This window comes from Gemmatimonadota bacterium (assembly GCA_016712265.1).
In the GTDB taxonomy this organism is placed as follows: Bacteria; Gemmatimonadota; Gemmatimonadetes; order Gemmatimonadales; family Gemmatimonadaceae; genus RBC101.
In genome coordinates this window covers 91,763-111,792 of the sequence record JADJRJ010000028.1, presented here as the reverse complement: position 1 = coordinate 111,792, position 20,030 = coordinate 91,763, and the positions used below count along the sequence as shown (strand labels likewise).

Here is a 20,030-nt window from a genome sequence, read left to right as displayed (position 1 = left end):
GCGGGACGGTGCACCTCGCCGCTGCGCCCGTCAACCGTCGGCATCAGAGTAGCTTTGCTCGACGCCTTACACCCACCATGCACCAGTCCGCCCCTCGTCTCGCGACCCGCGCCCAGCTCATCCAGCCGTTCTACGCCGTCGACATTTATCGACAGGCCCTAGTCCTGGCGGAGAAGGGGCGCACGATCCTCATGTGTGTCGGCGAACCGGACTTTCACACGCCGGAGCGGGTGATTCGGGCCGGGATGGATGCCGCCCTCCGCGGTGAGACGCACTACACGCAGCCCCTCGGCATTCCGCCGCTGCGCCGTGCCCTGTCGCAGCACTATGCCACGCGGTACGGGGTGGACGTGGACGCCGAGCGGATCGTGGTGACCGCGGGCGCGTCCGGGGCCTTGATGCTTGCCTTCATGGCGTTCGCCGAACCCGGTGACGCGATCATGATGGCCGACCCGGCGTATCCGTCCAACCGCGCCGTCTTGCTCGGCTGCGGGGCGTCGGCGCAGCTGGTTCCGGTCGGCGCCGAGACGCGGTACCAGCTGACGGCGGAGATGGTCGACCGTGAGTGGAGCGACCGGACCCGCGGGGTGATGATTGCGTCGCCGTCGAACCCGACGGGGACCAGCATCGACCCGGGCGAACTCGCCGCCATTCACCAGGTGGTGCGCTCACGCGGCGGGGTGCTGGTCGTCGACGAGATCTATCATGGCCTGACGTATGGCCACCAACCGCCGTCTGCCGCTTCGTTAGGCGACGACGTCTTTGTCGTCAACTCGTTCTCCAAGTACTACTGCATGACCGGGTGGCGGCTCGGCTGGCTCGTGGTGCCGCCCTGGGCACTGGAGGCGATCAGCCGGATGCAGGCGCATTTCTACATTTGCCCCGCGGCGCCGGCGCAGTGGGCCGGTGTGGCCGCACTGGAGCCGGAGAGTACGGCGATCTATGAAGTGCAGCGTGCGGAGATGCAGCGGCGACGCGACTTCCTGCTGCCGACCCTGGCCGAGATGGGGTTGCGCGTGCCGTGCGAGCCGGATGGGGCCTTCTATGTCTACGCCGACATCACGGAACACTCGCGGGACAGCTGGGGCTTTGCGATGGGATTGCTGCAGGCCACCGGGGTCGCGGTGACGCCGGGCAAGGACTTTGGCGAGCATCGCGCGAACGAGTTCATCCGGATGTCCTATACCTCCAGCATGGCGCAACTCGAGGAAGGACTCTCCGCGATGCGCGGGTACCTCGCGGGATGATCCCCGGGCGCCCCACGCGCCTGTGACCGGCGGTCCCGCTCCGGCGTCCGGGATGGATGCATCGAATCGAGCGGGGTTTCCAACGCATGCTGCTGCTCCCGGCCCTGGTGGTCGCCGGAGCCTGTGGTGACGGCTACCCGGAGGGGTGGGCCTCGATGCCCGGCGCCGTCGCCGCCCTGACGGGTGGCGCTTGCCCCGAGCTCTCGGGGACGTGGCGGGTCGACTTCGCGCGCGAGTTCGTCCAGTCGAGCCTCGGACGGTCCATCGGGCGCCGGCGGCCCCGCTTCAACTGGGAGACGATCACCGTCGAGGGAGAGGCTGACGACTCCCTGGTGATCACTACGCGCCGGAGCGATTCGCTGATCGCCGCGCAACGGGCCTGGTCCCGCGAGCACGGGGACCCGGGCGAGTACGAGGCGGGCAAGCTGCGGCACGCCGCGGTCCGGTGGCGGGAGGGGAGCTTCTTCGCGATGACCGACGAGGAGTACGCGGCGAACCTCGCGAAGCTCTCCCTCACCCCCGTGCGTCGCTACGTCTTGACCCGTGGCAGGGACTACGAGTGCGATGCAGGGCGCGTGGTGAGCGAGCGATTCCTCGAGGGGTGGTACCGCGACCGCGACGGGAATCCCCGGGACACGGTGATCGGCGAGGTTCGCATGGCGAGCAACCGCGCGGGCGACCTGGTGTTCGAGGCCCGGTATCGCGAGGCCGTGAAGCTCGGGTTGTGGGCGGAAACCAATGCGGGCATCCCGTTAGGCACCTGGACGATGCATCAGTGGTCGCGCCTGGCCCCCGCGGCCCCGGCAGTGGCGACCCCCGAGCCGCGGCCGTGGGCAGGACCGTTCGCAGCGGAGTACCCGATCGGGCGTGAAGGGGATGGGATGGTCTCCACTTGGTCACCCGGCGAGATCGCTGGGATCGTGCGCCCCTGGTCGCAACCGGCGCGGAGTTGGGCGACGTGTCACGCGTGGGGCGTGCGTTTCGCCTGTCCCCTGATGGCCACATCCACCGATCCGTTTGCGCGCACCCTGGCCGCGTGGCGGCGCTCCCAGCAATTCAGCACCATCCAGGTGGCGCGCCTCGACGGTGAGCCCGGGAACTGGCAGATGGAGGTGCGGGTCTATGCGACCGCTCGCCCTTCCACCATGTCCGCCTCCACGCTTGCCATCGCGCGTCGCGAACCTGCTCGGGAGCCGCGTCCGGGTAGACTCGGTACATGATCAGCACGGCGGCGCGTCGCTGTACCTGGTCTGCACAGGTCGCGGCGCGTGGGTGGAGTCGATTGCCGTGCTCAATCGGTCGAAGGAGCTCCGGCTCGCCTCCTACATGTTCGACCGGCTCGACCCGGGCGACGTGTCGCGCGGCTGGGTGCACGTGGAGGAGCGCATGGAGCTCTACACGGGGGCGGCGCCGCGGTAGGGTTTACCCATTGGCAGGCGCTTTGACCGCTCCCGTTATTGACGGGAGCCAAGATGACTATTATAGTCGATAACGACCACTTCGATCTCCGAGCTGAAGGCGCGCCTGAGCGCGTTCCTCGACATCGTGCGACAGGGGAACGAAGTGCTCGTCACCGACCGCGGGCGCCTTATCGCGCGTCTGGCCCCCGTCACCGGCGACCAGCACGAGGAGAGCCGCCGAGACCTTCTATTGAAGACCGGACGTCTCCGGGCACCGACGGCCTCGCTCCCGAAGGATTTCTGGACCCGACGCCGACCGGAGGATCCCGACGGCCAGTCGCTCGAGGCCCTCTTGGGCGAACGGGAGTCTGGCTGGTGAGGTTCTGGGATTCCTCCGCAATCGTCCCTGCTGCTCGACCCCCCCCCCCCCCCCCCCCCCCCCCCCCCCCCCCCCCCCCCCCCCCCCCCCCCCCCCCCCCCCCCCCCCCCCCCCCCCCCCCGCCCCCCCCCCCCCCCCCCCCCCCCCCCCCCCCCCCCCCCCCCCCCCCCCCCCCCCCCCCCCCGGCGGCCGCCGCGCTGGAATGGGCAGGATCGCCGCGCGAAGCGGCCTTCATCACCTTCGACGAACGCCTCCGTGACGCCGCTCAGCGCGAAGGATTCGTGACGCCGTAGGACGGGAACCGACTATACTGGTCGATTCACTCGTCAGGCGCACCCGGATCGTTCGCACCACGTGACCGCTGCCCCGCCCCTCACCCCCGAGTCCGTCCTCCGCGACGTCTTCGGCTACGACGCCTTCCGCCCCGGCCAGCGCGAAGTCATCGACGCCGTGCTCGCCGGGCGCGACTGCATCGCCCTCATGCCCACGGGCGCGGGCAAGTCCCTGACCTACCAGCTCCCGGCACGGCTCCTCGGCGGCACCGTGCTCGTGATCTCGCCCCTCATCTCCCTCATGAAGGACCAGGTGGATGCCGTGGCTGGACTCGGCTACAAGGTCACCACCATCAATTCCACCATCGACGCCGCCGAACGCCGCGAACGACTCGCGGCCTTCCGCGACGGCGCCTTCGAACTGGTCTACCTGGCACCCGAGGCCCTCGACGGATACCTCGGCGAGTTTGTCCAGGGATGCCCGATTTCGTTGCTTGTGGTTGACGAGGCGCACTGCATCAGCCAGTGGGGACACGACTTTCGCCCATCATATCGACGGCTGCAGGGCCTCAAGGAACAGCTCGACGTCCCCGTGCTCGCCCTCACCGCCACGGCCACGCGCACGGTCGCCAAGGACATCCTGCGGCAACTTGGCATGCAGAAGCCGGCCGGGTTCAAGGGATCGTTCCTCCGACCCAACCTGCGGATTGCTGTGCGCAAGAAGGGCCAGGGTGGCAACACGCGCCGCGAGCTGCTGACCCTGGTCCAGTCACACGAAGGGGAGAGCGGGATCGTCTATTGCCAGAGCCGCAAGGGCGTTGAGCAGACCGCCGCCTTCCTCGTGCAACACGGCGTGCGTGCGCGCGCCTACCACGCCGGGCTCGACCCCGAGGAACGTGCCCAGAACCAGGACGCCTTCCAGCGCGACGACATTGACGTGGTTGTTGCGACGGTGGCCTTCGGCATGGGGATCGACAAGTCGAACGTGCGCTTCGTCATCCACCGCGACATGCCGAAGGACATCGAGTCCTGGTACCAGGAGATCGGGCGCGCGGGACGCGACGGACTTGCGAGTGACTGCGTGTTGTTCTACTCGTGGGCGGACGTCAAGCAGCACGAGCGGTTTCTCGACCGTCTCGACGATGCCGTGCTGCGCAAGCGCACGCGCGCCGCAACGGTGGCGCTATTTGATCTCGTGGAGCAGGCGCGGTGTCGGCACCAGGCGCTCGTCGCCCACTTCGACGAGACCATCGAGGAGTGCGGGAGTTCCTGCGACCACTGCACCGGTGAGTCGATCGAGGAACGGCTGTCGCAGGTCGCCACGAAGGAACGCAGCCGGCAGCCAGGCTGGTCGAAGTCTGCCGGGGGGCGCACGGCGCGCGGACCAAGTGATGCGCTGGATCTGGATGCGGACGAGCGATTGTTGTTTGATCACTTGCGCGCGCTACGGCGCGAGCTGGCCGACCGCGCAAGTGTGCCGGCGTACATCGTCTTCGGCGATCGCGTCCTGCTGGAGATGGTCGCGCGCCGCCCGAGGAGCTCCAGTGAGATGCTGCAGGTTCCCGGGGTTGGCCAAGCGAAGTTGGAGCGGTACGGCGCCGAGTTCCTCGAGGTCATCGCGAAACACAGCTGATCAGCGGCGCCGCCACACATCCCACGTGATTGGGCCCGTCTCGTCATCGGACAGCGGGGTCCCCGCGACCTTCAAGGCCAGTTTGATCTGTCCATGGTGGTATGCCTCATGGAAGATCAGGAACTGAATCAACTGCGCCGGATGGGCAAAGGACCGATCCAGGCTACGCCCCTCCCGCATCCGGGTCACCACCGCAGTTCGCACACGCTCGGCGCTATGGTCCAGCAGCGCATGGAGGTCTTCGGGATCCGCCGGTGTTCCCCACTCCTCTGCCGGACGTGATCCGGCATGCTCCGGAGCGTTCTCTTCCACGGAGACGAGGCGTTCATGGCATAGATGGGTGAACATCTGGCCGACTGTGGGACTTGTGGGGGTAGCACGGGCCATCTGCCCCGCGACCGGGAGGGCGCGCAGCAGGTTGTGCAGGACGACGTTGTTTCGCTCCCAGCCGTCCAGGAGGGCGGCGAGCAAGGAATTCATGTCGGCGTTTACCATCCGCGTGCACCTGTGGCCGTGAAGCCAAGGCGTGCCTTACGATCGCGAGCGCTCGTTCGATTCACCAAGCCAGCCCTGCTGAATTGTCCCAGCGTCCGTGGACCGCCATCGCACGTCATCAGCCACCTGCTATGTGGGGAGTTCATGTCGCCGACGGGTCCTCGCCCCGACTGGCGCTGACAGCCTGACCGGTCAGGCGCGCGCGAACCTCGCGCACGAACGCATCCCGATCGCGCTTCATCGCCCGCACCGTCGCTGGCGGCGCATCCGTCTCCTCGTGCCGCGCGGACCAGATCACCATCTCCACCAACATCGGCGCGAGGTCGATCCCACGAGGCGTGAGCGCGTAAATCGCCCGGCGACCGTCGTCCGGATCGGGGCGCCGAGTGATGATCCCGGCGGCTTCGAGCCGCTTCAGTCGCTCGGCCAGGATGTTCGTCGCGATCCCCTCCCCCGCCTGCTGGAACCCGGAGAACGTGCGGATCCCCTTGAACATCAGGTCCCGCACGATCAGCAGGGACCACGGATCCCCCAGCAGCTCCAATGCGATACTGATGGGGCAACCGGAACGGCGGGATCGGGCGGTGCGTGTCATGGGAGAACAGAACCCTCTTGCGTAATGCAAGTCAACGTTTACTTTCGCTTGCGCGTTGCAAGTGACCTTCCCGCCCAGCTGCCCATGCCCCGCGCCTTCTGGTTCGCCGTCGCTGCGTACCTCGTACCGACCTTCCCGCTCGGGTACTTCTGGCACCTCAAGACCTTCAAGGCGTCCTACGATCGGCTCGAACTATATCGGGACGCGGTCATCATCCCGCTCGGACTCTCCTCGATGTTGATCCAGGCGCTGTTCTTTGCCTGGCTGTATCCGCGGCTCTTCAGCACGGCACCAGATCGCTGGCTGCGCGAAGGGCTGACCTTTGCCGCACTCGTCGGGGTGCTGGCCTGGTCGTTCACCACACTGCCGGTCGCGGCGAAGTACCGCATGGCCTCGGTGGGTGGGTTCATCCAATTGGAGACGGCCTTCACCATTGTCCAGTTCGCTATCACAGGCCCGCTCATCGCCCTGGCCTGGCGCGGGCAGGGGTAAGCCCGGCCGTCGAGCGCTGGGCCGCGGGCCCGTCGCGCCAGCGGACCGTCCTGACCTCCCGGTCCACCGCCGGCCGTGCTTCGCCGCCTTAAGGTGCGCCGCGTCCTTGACGGATTGCCACGCGGTAGTCGATGCTTCACGCAACCTGCCTCGGGAACGGACACCATGTTGCGACTGCGTCACGCCACCACCCTCGTTGCTGTTTCCCTCATGACGGCCGCGACGGCCGGCGCCCAACAGCGCCCGCGGGCCATTCCCGGCATGATGCCGTCCGGCCCGGTAGTCCAGAGCACCGGCCAGACCGTCAAGGTGGATAACGCCACCTTCGTCATCCCGGACGGGCATGTGTTCAAGGCCGTCTACGAAATCAATGAAGGCGACACCACCGCCTCCAACCAGCAGCTGACCACCGTCGCGCGGTACCTCAACCTGCATGCGCGCCACGGCATCCCGAAGGAGCGGGTCCACGCGGCGGCCGTATTCCACGGCAGCGGCTGGATGGCCATCCTTTCCGACTCCGCCTACGGCGCCCTGTTTGGCGACAAGCCCAACCCCAGCAAGCGCCTCGTCGAAGAACTGCTGGCCAACAACGTGCAGCTGGTGCTCTGTGGCCAGACGGCTGGCTTTCGCGGGGTGAAGCGCGAGGAACTACTCCCCGGTGTTCAGCTGGCCATCTCGGCGATGACCGCGTTCAACGTCTTCCAGTCGCAGGGATACCAGTTCAATCCCTGGTAGGCGTGCCGCCGTGCACGAACGCGACCCCGGCACACGAGCCCGGGGTCGCGCCCGTTTCCAACCGCTAGTGCACGACGACCGTCCCGTCCATCCCCGCGTGCAGCGTGCAGGTGTACTGGAACGACCCGGCCGTACCAAAGGTCCGACTGACGGTCTGGTTTGAGCTGTTCCCGATGCTCGCGGGCACCCCGGTCCCACTCTGGAACGTCACGTTGTGCGCGAGTGCGGCAAACACCCACGACACCGTCCCGCCCACGGCAATGTCCACCGAGTTGGGATTGAACTGGGAATCCGCACCGGCTTGCACCGTCGCGGTCGAGGGAAATGCCGGCGCTGACACCGTCACGGCCGCCGTCGCCACCTTCGTCGCGTCGGCCTGGGCCGCCGCCGTGATCGTGGCGGCGCCAGCGGCGACCGCCGTCACCTTCCCCGTCTGGTCCACGGTGGCAATCGCCGCATTCGACGTACTCCACGTCACCTGCTTCGACGCGTTGTTTCCCACCGTCACGGTCGCGGTCAACTGCCCCTGATTGCCCACCTGAAGGGTGAGCGAGGCCGGACCGACCGAGACCGACAACACGCTGGCTGCGGCGTCCACCCGGATGCTGGCCGACGCGCTCTTCGTGGTGTCGAAGGTGGAACGTGCGGTGATTGTCGCGGTGCCCGGTGCAACGGCCGTCACCTGACCAGTCGCATTCACGGTCGCGATCGCGTTCGCGCTGCTGCTCCAGCTGACCGTAGTCGGCGCCCCACCGCTGGCCGACACCGTCGCCGTCAGCTGCGCGCTCGTACCCACGATCAAGGCGGGTTCCGGCGATGACACGGTCACCGACTGTACACTCGGCGGCGGAGTCACCGTCAGCGCGACCGAACCCGAACGCGCGGTGTTGAACGTTGAGGTGGCGGTGATCGTCACACTCCCTGGCGCCACGGCCGTGACCACGCCGGTCGTCGACACGGTGGCGACGCCCGCACTGGATGAGGCCCAGGTCACCGTCGTCGGCGCGCCGCCCGCAGCCGAGACGGTCGCGGTGAGGGCGAGGGTCGTCCCGACCACGAGGGTATTCGAGGGCGCGGTCACCGTGACGGACGCGACGGACGGGGGCGGCGGCGTGACCGTCACCTGGACGGTCGCCGACTTGGTGGGATCAAACGTTGAGGTAGCGGTGATCGTTGCCGATCCGACGGCAACACCAGTCACGACGCCCGTGATGCTGACCGACGCCACGGTGGGCGCGGACGAGGTCCAGGTCACCGTCGTCGCGGCACCACCCACGGCGGTCACGTTCGCCGTGAGGGCCACGGTCGCCCCAACGGCTACCGATGCGGTGCCGGGGGTGACAGCCACGGCAGAAACCGCCGGTCGCGGATTTACCGTGATGTTGGCCGAGGCCGACTTGGTCGCGTCGACCGTGCTGGTCGCGGTAATGGTTGCTGTCCCGACGGCGACCCCGGCCACCTGGCCCGAGGCCGAGACGGTGGCGACGGCCGTGGCCGAAGAAGCCCAGGAGACCGTCGTCGCTGCGCCATTGGTGACGGAGACGTTGGCGGACAGCTGCGATTGCTCGCCGACCGCGATGGTGACGGTCGCCGGGGTAACCGACACCGACGTCACGCGAGGGGTGGTATCCGGGGGTGGCCCGGACGAGTCGCCGCCACCGCAGGCGGCGAGGATGGCGATGGCGGCTGACCGAACGGTCAGGAGGCCACGAGTCCGACGAGAGAGGCGCATTGGACCACCGATGGGGAGGGAACGGCCGTACCCGGGTTTCGGGTGGTGGCCGGACGTGGAGCGGGTCCATTCAAGGTGCGCTCCCCGGTCGCAACCGGTGCCGCTCACGCGGCGAAGGGCGCTCGCGACGCGGCGAAGGGCCCCTGGAACGCGACCGAGGCTGACCTCAGCGCAGGAGGCGCTCTACCGCAGTGTAGGCATCTCCGACGGTCGGCCAGGACAGTGGAATCGTCGGCTGGATCCCCTGCCCGCGCATCCCACGCGCGGGCAACTCGGCGTGGGCGGCGATCGTCGGGTACCCGAGCGCCCAGCGCCGATCCCCGGTCCCCAGCCCGACGATCGAGACACTCTGGTAGTCGAGCGCCCCCGCGGTTGGTTCACCGATCACGACGGCACGGCTGCTCCGGAGCGCACGCAACACCAGCACCTCCGCCGCACTCACCGTCCCACCGTCGACGAGGACTGCGACCTTCCATGGTCCCGCGTGCGATGGCTCCTGCACCGACCGCGCGGGCGATTCTTCCAGGGGTACCAGGGTCCCTGGACGTGCTTTCAGGCGCGAGACGAGGCTGCGCACGAACGCGCTCGTGTCCGGCCCGAACGCCCGGCGCGCATAGGCCACCTGTGCGGGGCTCGACCACATCACCGGGGCGCCACTGTCGAATGGCGTCGGCCGCGCTTCTGCTGTCGTGATGTAGGGATGCAGGGCCCGGGACATCATCGATCCGCCGCCTTCATTGCCTCGCAGGTCAACGATCAGGAGAGGACGGGCGCGAATGGCGGTGTCGGCGGCACGAAGCGCGCGATCCAACGCGAAGGCATGGCGTGGATCGTGCGACGGCAACGACACCACGACGGAGCGCTCGCGCACGACCACCCGTGGGCGGTGGACGTCGGTGGTGTCGAGATACCCGCTGTCTGTCGCTGCAATGGGAAAGCGCTTGCCCCACATCCCCGGCGAGAGACGCAGTACGGTGCCGCGATGGATCCGCGCCACGAGCTCGAGCCTGGCGAAACCGCGTGTGAGGAGCGTCGCATCGTAGCCGCCGTCGGCGCGCCGGATGAAGAGCGCCCGCTCGTCGCCCGCGTCCCACCCGGCGGTATCCCCGCGGGTGAGGACGGCCACGAAGTGGGTCCGCGTCTCCGGCGAGGCACGCACCACGGCGAGTTCGGTCGAGCCGTCGTACCAGATCCCCTCGATCGGGTCGAGGTCGCCACGCCGCTCGACCCACTCACGACGCAGCGCGTCGACGTCGACCTCCCGGCGCAGCACGGCCGCACGATTTGCGGCTCGCTCGGCGGTGTCCGGCGCCTGGTTCTGGAAGACGAACAGGTGCGGGTCCCCAAACCATGCGGTGTATTCGGTCAGGAGCGGGAAGCAGCCATCGAGCGCCTGTTGCCGGCTGGCGCCGGACAGCCGCGCACGCATCGCGTCATACGCAGCGCGCCGCGGGCCACGGACCTCCAGGTGGAACCCCGCATAGTTCTGTCTGAGCTTCGCATCGAGCGAATCCAGCGTGAGCGCACAGGTCGGGGCCTGGGCCGACAGTGCCGGTGCGACCAGTGCAACGACGGTTGTCGCGGCAATGCAGAAGCGGTGCAAGACGTGTCGCATGGGGAGACCAGGGAGTCCGGCCCGGGCCTGTCGGCAACCGGTGTTTCCTTGGACGCCCGTCGACGCCAACGGGTTGCTCCGCGCGGCGCTCCTCGCTCGCCTTCCCTGGCCCGCAGCGGCGGACGATCACCCTGGCTGCTCCACGCTCGAGAGTTCGCCGGAACCGCATCCGTGGGGTCGACCTGCTCCTCCCGCCCCGCCCCACCACGTGGTAACGTCTCGCGGCCATGAGTGACCCCCTCGGCGCCTGGGACGAGTTCGACCTCCTGATTGGCCGGATCCGGTCCGGCAATGTCGTACCCGTCGTTGGCGCCGAACTCCTCACGGTCACCGACGCCGACGGTCGCGCGATCCACCTGCATGACTGGATCGGACGCGAACTCGCCGGGCCCCTGGGACTCGGGGCACCGCCCGCCCGAACGGGCTTCTCCCTCAACGACCTCACCGAGGCCTTCCTCCGCCTCCCGGACAAGCGTCGCGTTCAGCTCTACCGTCGGGTGCACCAGGCCCTGTCCGGTGCTCAGTTCACCCCGCCGCGCGCGCTGCAACAACTCGCCGAGATCAGCGACTTTCCGCTGATCCTCTCCACCACCTTCGACGACCTGCTGTTCCAGGCCGTGCGAAACGCGCCACACCCGCTCGCGTCGGGAGCGCGTCAGCTCGCCTTTTCGCCGCGCCAGGCCAACGACCTCGACCCGTCCTGGCAGCGAACGACACAGCAGTCGCCGCTGGTGTATCACCTGTTCGGGCGGATGAGCGTGGAGCCCGACTATGCGATCTGCGACGAGGATGTCCTGGAGTTCCTCGTCGCGATGCACGCCGATCACCAGAGCCCACGGCGCCTGTTTGACGTGGTGCGCGGCAGCAACCTGCTGTTTATCGGTTGTGACTTCCCGGACTGGCTCTCCCGCTTCTTCCTGCGCACGCTCAAGCGGACGCGCCTCTCGGCCGAACGGGACCAGATGGAGGTCGTCGCCGACACGGTGGTGATTGCCGACGCGCGTCTCGCCAGCTTTTTGCAGCGCTTCAGCTACCAGACCTACGTGTACCCGGGGGACGGCGCCGCCTTTGTCGACGCGTTGCACCAACGCTGGCTCGCCTCGGCACCAGCGCCCGCCCCGGTCCCGATGGCGCCAGCCACTCCCGAGCGGCCGACCCGCCCCCTGGGGCGCGCCACCGGGTGTGTCTTCATCTCATACGCCGCCGAGGATCGCGCGGCGGCCATCCGGATCCGCGACGTACTCGTGGACAGCGGGATCGACGTCTGGATGGACACCCAACGACTCGATGCCGGCGCCGCCTACGATCGCGTGATCGAGGACGCCATTCGGGAATGCGTGTTGTTTGTCCCGATTATCTCGCGCGCCACCGAGGCGCGCGATGAAGGGTACTTCCGGCGCGAATGGCGCCTCGCGGATGAACGCACCCACCGACTCGGCAACCGGCGCCGGTTCATCGTGCCGGTCACGATCGATGGCGTCGCGGCCAGCGCGTCGGATACGCCCGCAAGCTTCCGCGAACTGACGTGGGGCAAGGCGCCCGGCGGCGCACCGGGTGAACTCGTACTCGCTGACATTCGCGAGGCTTACCGCGCCATGCGTCGCGCCGAGTCCGCATGAAGACCGGCGAATACGGCAAGGTGCCCATTGATCCCGAGCGACCGTGGCCGGGACTGCTCTCATTTCCCGAGGCGGCGGCGCGGCTGTTTCATGGGCGCTCGGTGGAAGTCGCCGAGCTGCTGCGACTGGTCGAGAGTGAACCGATTGCCTTCCTGTACGGCAAGAGCGGCTTGGGCAAGACATCCCTCTTGCAAGCGGGACTGTTCCCGCAGTTGCGCGAGCGGGATCGACTCCCGGTCTATGTTCGCCTGAGCCATGCGGAGGGCGCCCCATCCGCGACGGCGCAGATCTTCGCGGCAATCACCGCAGCCCTGGAAACCGCCGCCATTGATGGCCCTCGTCCAGCGAGCGCGGACACGCTGTGGGGGTATTTGCACCGACGCGACGTGGAGTGGTGGAGTGCTCGCAACCATCCGCTCCGGCTGGTGCTGGTCATTGACCAGTTCGAAGAGATCTTCACTCTCGGACAATCAAGCGCCTCGCTCCGCACGCGTTCGCTCGAGACGATCGAGGTGCTGCAGGAGCTGACCACCGCCCGACCGGGCGCGACCCAACGGGCGGCATTCGAGGCACGTCCCGAGCAGGTGGAAGCGTTCGACTACGACGCGTCGCGGTATGCCGTCCTGTTCTCCTTTCGCGAGGACTTTCTTCCGCAGTTTGACCAACTGCGCGAGAAGCTGCGCATCAACCCGCACAACCGGTTGATGTTGGAGCACTTGTCGGGGGTCGGTGCCTGCGAGTCCGTCCGGGGGACGGGCGGGCACCTCGTCGATGCCCCGATGGCGGAAGCGATCGTGCGCTTTGTCGCGGGCGACACCGGAGACCCGCCGCGGGGGCTGGAGCAGCTGGACGTCGAGCCTTGGCTCCTATCGCTCGTGTGCGAGCAGCTCAACGAACGTCGGCTACTGCAACGCCCGGTACCCGCGCGAATCGCCGGTGACCTGCTCACGGGATCACGCGACGAGATCCTCTCGCAGTACTACCAGAGATGCATTGGTGGGTTTGACCCACGCGTCTCGGCATTCCTCGAGGACCGGCTGCTGACGGAAGGCGGGTTCCGCACCCCGTTCCCGTACGCCGAGGCAGTCCGCCTGGACGGGATCACGCCCGCGATCGTTGACCAGTTGGTCGATGCGCGCCTCGTGCGGCGGGAGGAACACCTGGGATCGCAGCGCCTTGAGGTCACGCACGATGTTCTTGGTCCGGTGATGCTCCGCTACCGGGAGCAGCGCCTGGGCCAGGAACGCGACGCGGTGGCGCGCCTGCGCACGCTGTCGGAACGGCAGCGCGCCGCGGTGGGACGACGGCGTTCCGGCCTGATGGTCGTGCTGGCGACCGTGATCGTGACGGTGGTCTCGGCCTTTGCGTGGCTCCGCGAACGCGAGGCGGCGAACGCCCGGCTCCTGGCGCAGTGGGGGCAGGAGACGCAACGGCATGCCTACGAGGGGATGTTGCAGCTGGTACGCCAGCGGCCGTTGAGCCCCTCGGTGCGCGAGGCCGTGCGTGGGCTGCGGGCGTCCACCCGCGACCTGCGTCGCACCTTCCCGCGCGACGTGCGCCTGCTCGCTCACGAGGTCCAGTTCACGTACCTCCTCGCCCGCGCAATGGCCGATAGTGGCATTTCCCGCGCGTCGGCCGATACGGTGTTGTTGCTGGCGGATTCCCTCGTGCGCATGCCTGGGGTCGATGCCGAGCCCAGCGTCGCGGAGTTTGCCTATCGCCTGGCGTCGATCACGGCTCGGGAGACGGGGAACCCTGGCCGGGCCAACATCTTCCTGCAGCACCGGGCAGCCTTGGTGGATGCGCGCACGATCGCCGACTTCAATCGCGAGCAGGCGGCGGCGGCGGCGATTGAGTTGTCCTATTTTCAGCGCGACCCCGCGACCAAGCAGGAACTGCTGGAACGGGCGATGCACGGCTTTTCCCGACTCGGGGAGTCGTCGCCGGACCGGGCGATCCTCGACAGTCTCACCAGGGCGACCAGTGCGCTCGCCACCACGGTGCGCCAGCTGCCGGGCGCCTCAGAAGCCACCGTGCGGGCCCTGCACGAGCTGGTCGTCAGCAGCTATCAGCTCAAGGTGGACGACAGTCACGTGGCGCTCGCGCGCGACAGCACGAGCGCGCGACTTCGGACACGGCTGGCGTCTGACTACGGAAACCTCGGCTATTGGTCGCTGCTCGCCGGGAAGTTCGAGGAGTCGCTGCGGCAATCGACTTACGCATTGCAAGTCGATCCCACGGCCAACTGGATCGAGCAGAACCGACATCACGCAATGGTGTTTCTCGGTCGCTACGATGAAGTGGTCCCGTTGGTGCGTCGGTGGTACAACGCGACGTTGACCAACCAAGCCGGCAGTTATCGGGACGCGGCGCTGTCGGATTTGCAGGCGTTTCGCGAGGCACGTCTGACGCACCCGGACCTGGCCCGATATGCCGCGCTCTTCGAGGCGCGACCACGATGAGACAGATCGGAGGCTCCTGAGATGTCACGGACCGTCTGGTTCTTTGCCGATGGTGACCGCGCGGGTGGCCCCGTCACATGGGACGCCTTGCTCGCGGCCGCGCGTCGTCGCGAACTAACGCCCGCCGGGCGTGTGTGGACCCCGGCCGTTGATGGGTGGCTGGCCGCGCGCGACGTTCCGTGGCTCTTTGGCACGAGCGACGCCGCCCTTGCGCCTGCGGATGTGATCGAGGGAGGGCTGGCCGTCCCTCCCCCACTCAAGGGCACCATCTTCGCGCGGTCGCGGCCAGCATCCCCGGTCAAGCGGTTGGGGCTCGTGCCGGCTGCGCCGTGGCATCGCGCGTTGGCCCTGGCGATCGACCTCATGGTGTTGTTCGTGCTGACACTCGCCATCGGCGGGACCTTTCTCTGGGCGCTGCAACGTGCGGGGCTCAACGGCCCGGAGGTCGAACAGTCGGACCTTTTTGCACTGACCGCGTTTGTGCTGTTGTTGCTTTATCCTGTGGCGACCGAGTCGTACTGGGGAGCATCGTTAGGTAAGCGGCTCCTGAAGTGCCGCGTGGTGGATGCCTTTGGCGAGACCCCGTTCGCCACGCGCATCGTCATCCGCTCGCTGGTGCGCGGCGTGGGCGTGCTCGGGCTGCTGGTGGCGGCCATGAGTGTGGCCAATGGCGGGATCCGGAACGCGGATGAAGTGTGGGTCGCCGCGACCGTACCGCTGCTCGCGTTCTCGGCGATCTCGCTGTGGCTCCGCGACCGGCGGGCGTTGCACGACTTCGCCGGAGGTACCTGGGTCGTGCGTCGGTAGCCCCGTTAGGGCTCCGGCAGTTCCTTGGCGTAGAGGACCGACCACTCGCCCACTTCCTCGGCCATGTCGCGCGCCACTGTTTCTGTCTGGCGCAGGACCTCCGCCACCCAAGACCCGGGATCGCTGTCCGGATGCGCGGTGGCAAAGGTCATCCGTTCGTTGAGCTGCTCCGCCGCCAGCAGGCGTCCGCCGGACGCGACCCCCACCGGACCCCGCAGGATCGTGCGGATGACCGCACTGCGATCTGCGAGCCGCCGACACTCGGACTGGAAGCGCACGGCATTGAGTCCCGCGACGACGGCGGGCAGGACGGCCGCCAGGAAAACCAGCCAGGCCAGGTTGGCGCTCACGAACTCCGCCACCGGCGCGGGAAGCAGGTGGGCCAACTCGCCGATGGTGAGTGCGATATCGATCGCCACGAAGGCGATCACGGCGATGTTTAGCCGCCGTCCCCAGGTGTCGAGAAATTGATGCAGCCGGTCCATCGTGCGGGCCAAGCGTCGATGATATTCGGCCTGCGCCACGATCCACTGTGCCTGGAGCCGAGCGAGCCCTGACCGCGCGTCCGGCTGGAGGAGGTGTAGTGTCACGGAAGCGCCCGCCGTCCCGGGGATCGTCACGGTGTGCGTGAAGGCGGCCGGTGGAATCGAGCGGACGATCGCCTCGAACAGCCAGTCCACCGCGCTCTGTCGCACCACGCGGGAGGCGTATTGCGGCGGCGCCGCTGAGGGTGGCTCAAAACTCCCGAGCAGCGGCAGGTAGTACATCGCTCGGAGCCGTTCGGCAAGATATCGGTAGTCCACCATTTTATCGTTCCAGCTCCCGTGCGTCGCCTGGTGCGTATTGCGCGCAATCGTCACCACGATCAGCCCTTTGAGTACAGCCAGGGCGAGGAGCACGGGCAGGAGCGGGGACCCAGGCGGCAGCGCCGCTTCCTCGCCGGTGATCGCGGCCACCTGTGGCGTATGCTGCTGCCCGAGTAGCACGAGGCTCAGGGCGGCCAGGGTGACCGCGAGGATCGCCAGCGTGTAATTGAGCAGGTACGCCCCGCGATACAGCCCGGCGTAGTGGTAGTTGAGCGACGTCGCGCGCGCACGCCACGGCTGCACCGGCTCGAGCGGAACATCGGTCGCGAGTGGGTGATGGTCGCCCTGGAATCGCCGCTCGAACCAGCGCCACAATCGTTCGCGACGGGTTGGGCGGCGCTCCCCCGCGGGGTTGACCGGCGGAATGGTGGCGTGCGTCGCGGCATGGCCTGTCGCACCGAAATACTCCTCGAGCAGCCCTTCGTCATGCGCATGCGCCGTGGCGCCGCTGTCGGGGTCGATCAGGACGTCGTGCAGGTGGGCCGTGATCGCCTCGACCAACGCCTCGCGACCCGGTGGGTCGGCGGCAAGCGCTGCGGCCAGGTTGTGAAAGGGTTGGATGAACCAGGCGCCACCACGCGCCGTGTCGATGAATACGACGGGCAGGTCTCGCTCCAGCGCCGCGCGCACGGTTTCCATGGAGCCGCCCGTGCGTCCCGGTTGCGTGCTGTCGGCCGCCGCGACGAGGAGGTCAGCGTGTCGCAGCAGGAGAGCGCCTTGCGCGCGATAGGCGCGACCGCGTCGCACCTTGGCGAAGGACGTATCGGGCTCCGGCCGCGCCATCTGTCCGTCGAGAGCAATCACATAGGCGCATTCGGATACGAGCGCATCGAAGACCGGCCGGTGCGCGGCCTCCCGCGAGTCGCGGTACGTCGCGGCATCGGTCGGGAGGACGGCGCCCACCTCAACATGGACGTCGCGCAGCTGGGCGCGCAGCTCAACGGCGGCGCGGGCGATACGTGAATCTGCCCCTTCCGCCAGTCCGGTGGTCACCCGCAGCACGGGAAGGTCCGGATGATAGAACCGGGCGATGTGCGCGCCCGTGCGACTGGCATGAATGCGGCGCAGCTCGGCGACGATGGTCGACGCGATGGTGTCCCAGCCACCCACGAGGTGCGCGCTTCCCGCGTCCGTCAGCTCCCGCGTTCCCGCGATCGCGACGCGAAACGTGAGCCGGGGGAGCGGCGGGACGGCGGACGGCGTCTTCGCTGGTGGTGGCTGGACCATGGAGGGAATTCTGGCGGTCGGCGGCTGCCCCGTCCATCTGGCGGGGTGCGGCCGGCCTAGAGCGCTCGCAGTCGGTTGAGGCGCAACTCCAGGTGGCGCTTCACGTCCCGCCATTCGGCCGCGAGGATGCTGTACATCACGCTGTCACGCACCGTCCCGTCGCGCCGCGCCTGATGGTGCCGGATCACCCCGTCCTTCTTCGCGCCGATAGCCTCGATCGCGCGCTGCGACCGGAAGTTGAAGTTGTCGGTCCGCAGCCCCACCACCGCGCATCCCAGCTGTTCGAAGGCATGGGTGAGCAGCAGCAACTTGCAGGTCGTGTTGAGGGCGCTCCGCTGGTAGCTGGCCGCGTACCAGGTCCACCCGATCTCCACGCGATCAACCCCGGGGACGATGTCGTGGTACCGGGTCGAGCCGGCGATGTGTCCCGTGAGCAAGTCACGAACGACCCACGGGAGCATGTGACCGGCCTGCTGGCCGTCGAGCGCTGTCGTGATGTAGGTGGACACCTGGTCGGGCGCCGGAACCGAGGTGAACCACAACTCCCAGAGCTTGCCATCCGCCGCAGCCTGCGCCAACCCGTCGGCATGCGCGGCGGTCATGGGCTCGAGGCGAACGTCGTACCCTTCGAGAGTGATCGGCGCCAGAGTGATCATGCCGGAAGTGTGCCGCGTGCCGACGCCCGCGGCAATGCCTCCCCGCTGGCGGGGTCAGCCCTTGAGGGCGCGCATCTTGTTCCCCTTGGCCTCATGGGTCAACTCGGCGAGCCCCAGCGCCTCCATCAACGGCGGGATGTACATGCCGAACCGGCCGCGGAGCCCCTTCTTGAGGCCGTACCAGCCGCCCACCGGGTTCTTCGGCGAGCGCCCCCACGCCTCGATCGTCCCGGGTTTGGGCGGCTTCTGCTCGTCGGCGCTGCCCAACTCCATCCACTCGCCGTGCGCGAGGAGCATGGCATGCAGGTCCTGGAGGCAGCGCGCATCGTAGTGCAGCACCGTCTTGCCAACCGTGCAGACCAGGACCTCCCGTCCCTCGATCGTGTCGGTATGCATCGTGTAGGTCGACGTCCCGGGAGGTGTGGACAGCTCACGGGGCTTCGCCTTGGTGCCAACGGCGGGGATCTTCATGTGGACTCGGCGGCGCGCTTGAGGTCGGCGGCAAACTGGTCGAACGCCGCGTCGAATGGGGGAATCATGCGGGCAAACAACGGGAAGACAGGACCGCCGATCTTCTCGTGCATCGTGACCGTCACCCCCGCTCCAGGACGCGGCGAGATCTCGTAGGTCCGCGTGCCCATGGCGTCACCCCAGACCAGCCGACGCCCGGGCACGAACCCCTTCACGGCCAGCTTGAAGGTCCGCTTGGGATCGAGGGTCGAGACGAGGGCGATCCGTCCTCCCGGCTTGAGCTCACCGCTCAGCGAGACGACCGTGGAGTTCCACTTCGGGATCCCGGCGACGTCTGTCAGCAGGGACCAGACGCGGTCGGCGGTGGCGGAGATGTCGACGGAGACGCTGGTCTCACGCGAGAAGAAGCGACGCGTTGTGGTGGCGGGCATAGCCGCACAACCTCGGCCTACGGGCCAGCGGCGTCTTGTACGAACCGGACAACGTTGGGGGCAAAGTCGGTGGGCGCTTCTATTGGGAAGTAGCCTGCGTGTCGGCCAGGCGTGCTCCCCGAGAAGCGCCGGTACTCCCGCGCGAGGTGCGACTGGTCGTAATAGCCCAGCTCGGCGGCCACCTGCGACAGGGGGCACCCCGGCTCGGACTTGAGCCGATCCAGTGCCCGCTGGAAACGGACGACCTGCGCCCAGGCCTTTGGGGTGAACCCAACGTGCCGACGAAAGAGCCGGTCCACGGTGCGCGGGGAGAGGCCGGCACCACGCGCCAGTCCCTCCACACTCTCGCTCCCTCGCGTTTCGACGACCCGTCGCACCATCTCGTGCGTAGTCCGCTTGGCCGGCGACATCGCCAGGCGCGCGAGGAACCAACCATCCAGCGCGGCCGCTTGTGCAGCGGCGTCGCCAGCCCGTGCCCGCAACTCCGCTTCCAATGGTTCGACGCTTCCGTCGAATGCCTCGCCGAGTCCGACGACGGCACCCGTCCATCGGTGGAGGGAGTGCTGGACGAAGGGCATCAGTCCCCCGCGTGAAAGCGCGCCCCCACGATCTGTACCGCCCCATGTTGTTCAATGCGAATCGGCGTCAGGCGTTGCGCGTCGAGGTTGCCGTGACGCAACAGCCGCGGCGGGGCGCCCGGCACTGTTCGTGTGTAGCCCACGCCAAAATTGAAGACCAGGTCGGCGCGACCGTCGACAAAGACGTCGACGGACAGGGCAAACGGGCGTTCAGGTGTGGCATCGACGTGCCAATAGGACTCGATGAACGGCGCGAGTTCAGGTGCGGGCTGCGAAAGTCGGTACATCGGGTGCGGAGGGGGTCGCGGAAAGGTATCG

Annotated in this window: 19 protein-coding genes; 9 read left to right on the top strand and 10 right to left on the bottom strand. The window is 68.1% G+C overall.

Annotated features, from left to right (window positions below; genetic code table 11):
- The first annotated feature begins 77 nt into the window (after positions 1 to 77).
- The 4 genes from IPK85_07420 to IPK85_07405 all read left to right on the top strand — a co-directional run bounded on the left by IPK85_07420 (position 78) and on the right by IPK85_07405 (position 4,931).
- Positions 78 to 1,247 carry a pyridoxal phosphate-dependent aminotransferase gene (locus IPK85_07420; protein MBK8247205.1) on the top strand — a complete coding sequence of 390 codons (1,170 nt, stop codon included), beginning with the start codon at positions 78 to 80 and terminating at the stop codon, positions 1,245 to 1,247.
- An 86-nt stretch (positions 1,248 to 1,333) separates the two neighbouring features.
- Positions 1,334 to 2,467, top strand: a complete 1,134-nt coding sequence (locus IPK85_07415; GenBank protein MBK8247204.1) for a hypothetical protein — start codon at positions 1,334 to 1,336, stop codon at positions 2,465 to 2,467.
- 268 nt (positions 2,468 to 2,735) lie between these two features.
- Entirely contained in the window at positions 2,736 to 3,026 is a 291-nt protein-coding gene (locus tag IPK85_07410) for a type II toxin-antitoxin system prevent-host-death family antitoxin (GenBank protein MBK8247203.1), read from the top strand.
- Positions 3,027 to 3,380: 354 nt separating this feature from the next.
- Complete coding sequence (locus tag IPK85_07405; GenBank protein MBK8247202.1) at positions 3,381 to 4,931, top strand: ATP-dependent DNA helicase RecQ; 1,551 nt, start codon at positions 3,381 to 3,383, stop codon at positions 4,929 to 4,931.
- Here the strand turns inward: IPK85_07405 and IPK85_07400 are convergent, their stop codons facing one another.
- Together IPK85_07400 and IPK85_07395 are read right to left on the bottom strand one after the other, a co-directional pair.
- A complete protein-coding gene (locus tag IPK85_07400) occupies positions 4,932 to 5,426 on the bottom strand; it encodes a DinB family protein (GenBank protein ID MBK8247201.1) in 495 nt (164 codons plus the stop codon). It abuts the gene before it with no gap.
- Positions 5,427 to 5,568: 142 nt separating this feature from the next.
- On the bottom strand, positions 5,569 to 6,021 hold the full coding sequence (locus tag IPK85_07395) for a helix-turn-helix transcriptional regulator (protein MBK8247200.1): 453 nt from the start codon (positions 6,019 to 6,021) through the stop codon (positions 5,569 to 5,571).
- A gap of 84 nt (positions 6,022 to 6,105) precedes the next feature.
- Here IPK85_07395 and IPK85_07390 point away from each other — a divergent pair, with 84 nt between their 5' ends.
- Both IPK85_07390 and IPK85_07385 read left to right on the top strand, forming a co-directional pair.
- Entirely contained in the window at positions 6,106 to 6,513 is a 408-nt protein-coding gene (locus tag IPK85_07390) for a hypothetical protein (GenBank protein ID MBK8247199.1), read from the top strand.
- A gap of 165 nt (positions 6,514 to 6,678) precedes the next feature.
- Entirely contained in the window at positions 6,679 to 7,248 is a 570-nt protein-coding gene (locus IPK85_07385) for a DsrE family protein (protein MBK8247198.1), read from the top strand.
- A 64-nt stretch (positions 7,249 to 7,312) separates the two neighbouring features.
- On the opposite strand, the gene IPK85_07380 is transcribed toward IPK85_07385, so the two are convergent.
- Together IPK85_07380 and IPK85_07375 are read right to left on the bottom strand one after the other, a co-directional pair.
- Positions 7,313 to 8,980, bottom strand: coding sequence for an Ig-like domain-containing protein (locus tag IPK85_07380; protein MBK8247197.1), 1,668 nt, complete (start codon positions 8,978 to 8,980; stop codon positions 7,313 to 7,315).
- A 166-nt stretch (positions 8,981 to 9,146) separates the two neighbouring features.
- Positions 9,147 to 10,595, bottom strand: a complete 1,449-nt coding sequence (locus IPK85_07375) for a hypothetical protein (protein MBK8247196.1) — start codon at positions 10,593 to 10,595, stop codon at positions 9,147 to 9,149.
- Positions 10,596 to 10,822: 227 nt separating this feature from the next.
- Here IPK85_07375 and IPK85_07370 point away from each other — a divergent pair, with 227 nt between their 5' ends.
- The 3 genes from IPK85_07370 to IPK85_07360 are packed head-to-tail and all read left to right on the top strand — an operon-like array spanning position 10,823 to position 15,483.
- Complete coding sequence (locus IPK85_07370; protein ID MBK8247195.1) at positions 10,823 to 12,214, top strand: toll/interleukin-1 receptor domain-containing protein; 1,392 nt, start codon at positions 10,823 to 10,825, stop codon at positions 12,212 to 12,214.
- Positions 12,211 to 14,676, top strand: a complete 2,466-nt coding sequence (locus IPK85_07365) for a hypothetical protein (protein MBK8247194.1) — start codon at positions 12,211 to 12,213, stop codon at positions 14,674 to 14,676. Before IPK85_07370 ends, IPK85_07365 begins: the two co-directional genes overlap by 4 nt.
- Before the next feature lie 21 nt (positions 14,677 to 14,697).
- Positions 14,698 to 15,483 carry an RDD family protein gene (locus IPK85_07360; GenBank protein ID MBK8247193.1) on the top strand — a complete coding sequence of 262 codons (786 nt, stop codon included), beginning with the start codon at positions 14,698 to 14,700 and terminating at the stop codon, positions 15,481 to 15,483.
- A gap of 5 nt (positions 15,484 to 15,488) precedes the next feature.
- Here the strand turns inward: IPK85_07360 and IPK85_07355 are convergent, their stop codons facing one another.
- Genes IPK85_07355 through IPK85_07330 form a run of 6 tightly spaced genes read right to left on the bottom strand, consistent with a single transcriptional unit; the run spans position 15,489 to position 19,999 of the window.
- Entirely contained in the window at positions 15,489 to 17,576 is a 2,088-nt protein-coding gene (locus tag IPK85_07355; protein ID MBK8247192.1) for a hypothetical protein, read from the bottom strand.
- A 56-nt stretch (positions 17,577 to 17,632) separates the two neighbouring features.
- Positions 17,633 to 18,232, bottom strand: a complete 600-nt coding sequence (locus IPK85_07350) for a GNAT family N-acetyltransferase (GenBank protein MBK8247191.1) — start codon at positions 18,230 to 18,232, stop codon at positions 17,633 to 17,635.
- A 54-nt stretch (positions 18,233 to 18,286) separates the two neighbouring features.
- Complete coding sequence (locus tag IPK85_07345) at positions 18,287 to 18,703, bottom strand: hypothetical protein (GenBank protein MBK8247190.1); 417 nt, start codon at positions 18,701 to 18,703, stop codon at positions 18,287 to 18,289.
- On the bottom strand, positions 18,700 to 19,134 hold the full coding sequence (locus tag IPK85_07340; GenBank protein ID MBK8247189.1) for an SRPBCC domain-containing protein: 435 nt from the start codon (positions 19,132 to 19,134) through the stop codon (positions 18,700 to 18,702). Before IPK85_07340 ends, IPK85_07345 begins: the two co-directional genes overlap by 4 nt.
- A 17-nt stretch (positions 19,135 to 19,151) precedes the next feature.
- Positions 19,152 to 19,712, bottom strand: a complete 561-nt coding sequence (locus tag IPK85_07335) for an AraC family transcriptional regulator (GenBank protein ID MBK8247188.1) — start codon at positions 19,710 to 19,712, stop codon at positions 19,152 to 19,154.
- Entirely contained in the window at positions 19,712 to 19,999 is a 288-nt protein-coding gene (locus tag IPK85_07330) for a hypothetical protein (protein ID MBK8247187.1), read from the bottom strand. Before IPK85_07330 ends, IPK85_07335 begins: the two co-directional genes overlap by 1 nt.
- Positions 20,000 to 20,030 lie beyond the last annotated feature (31 nt).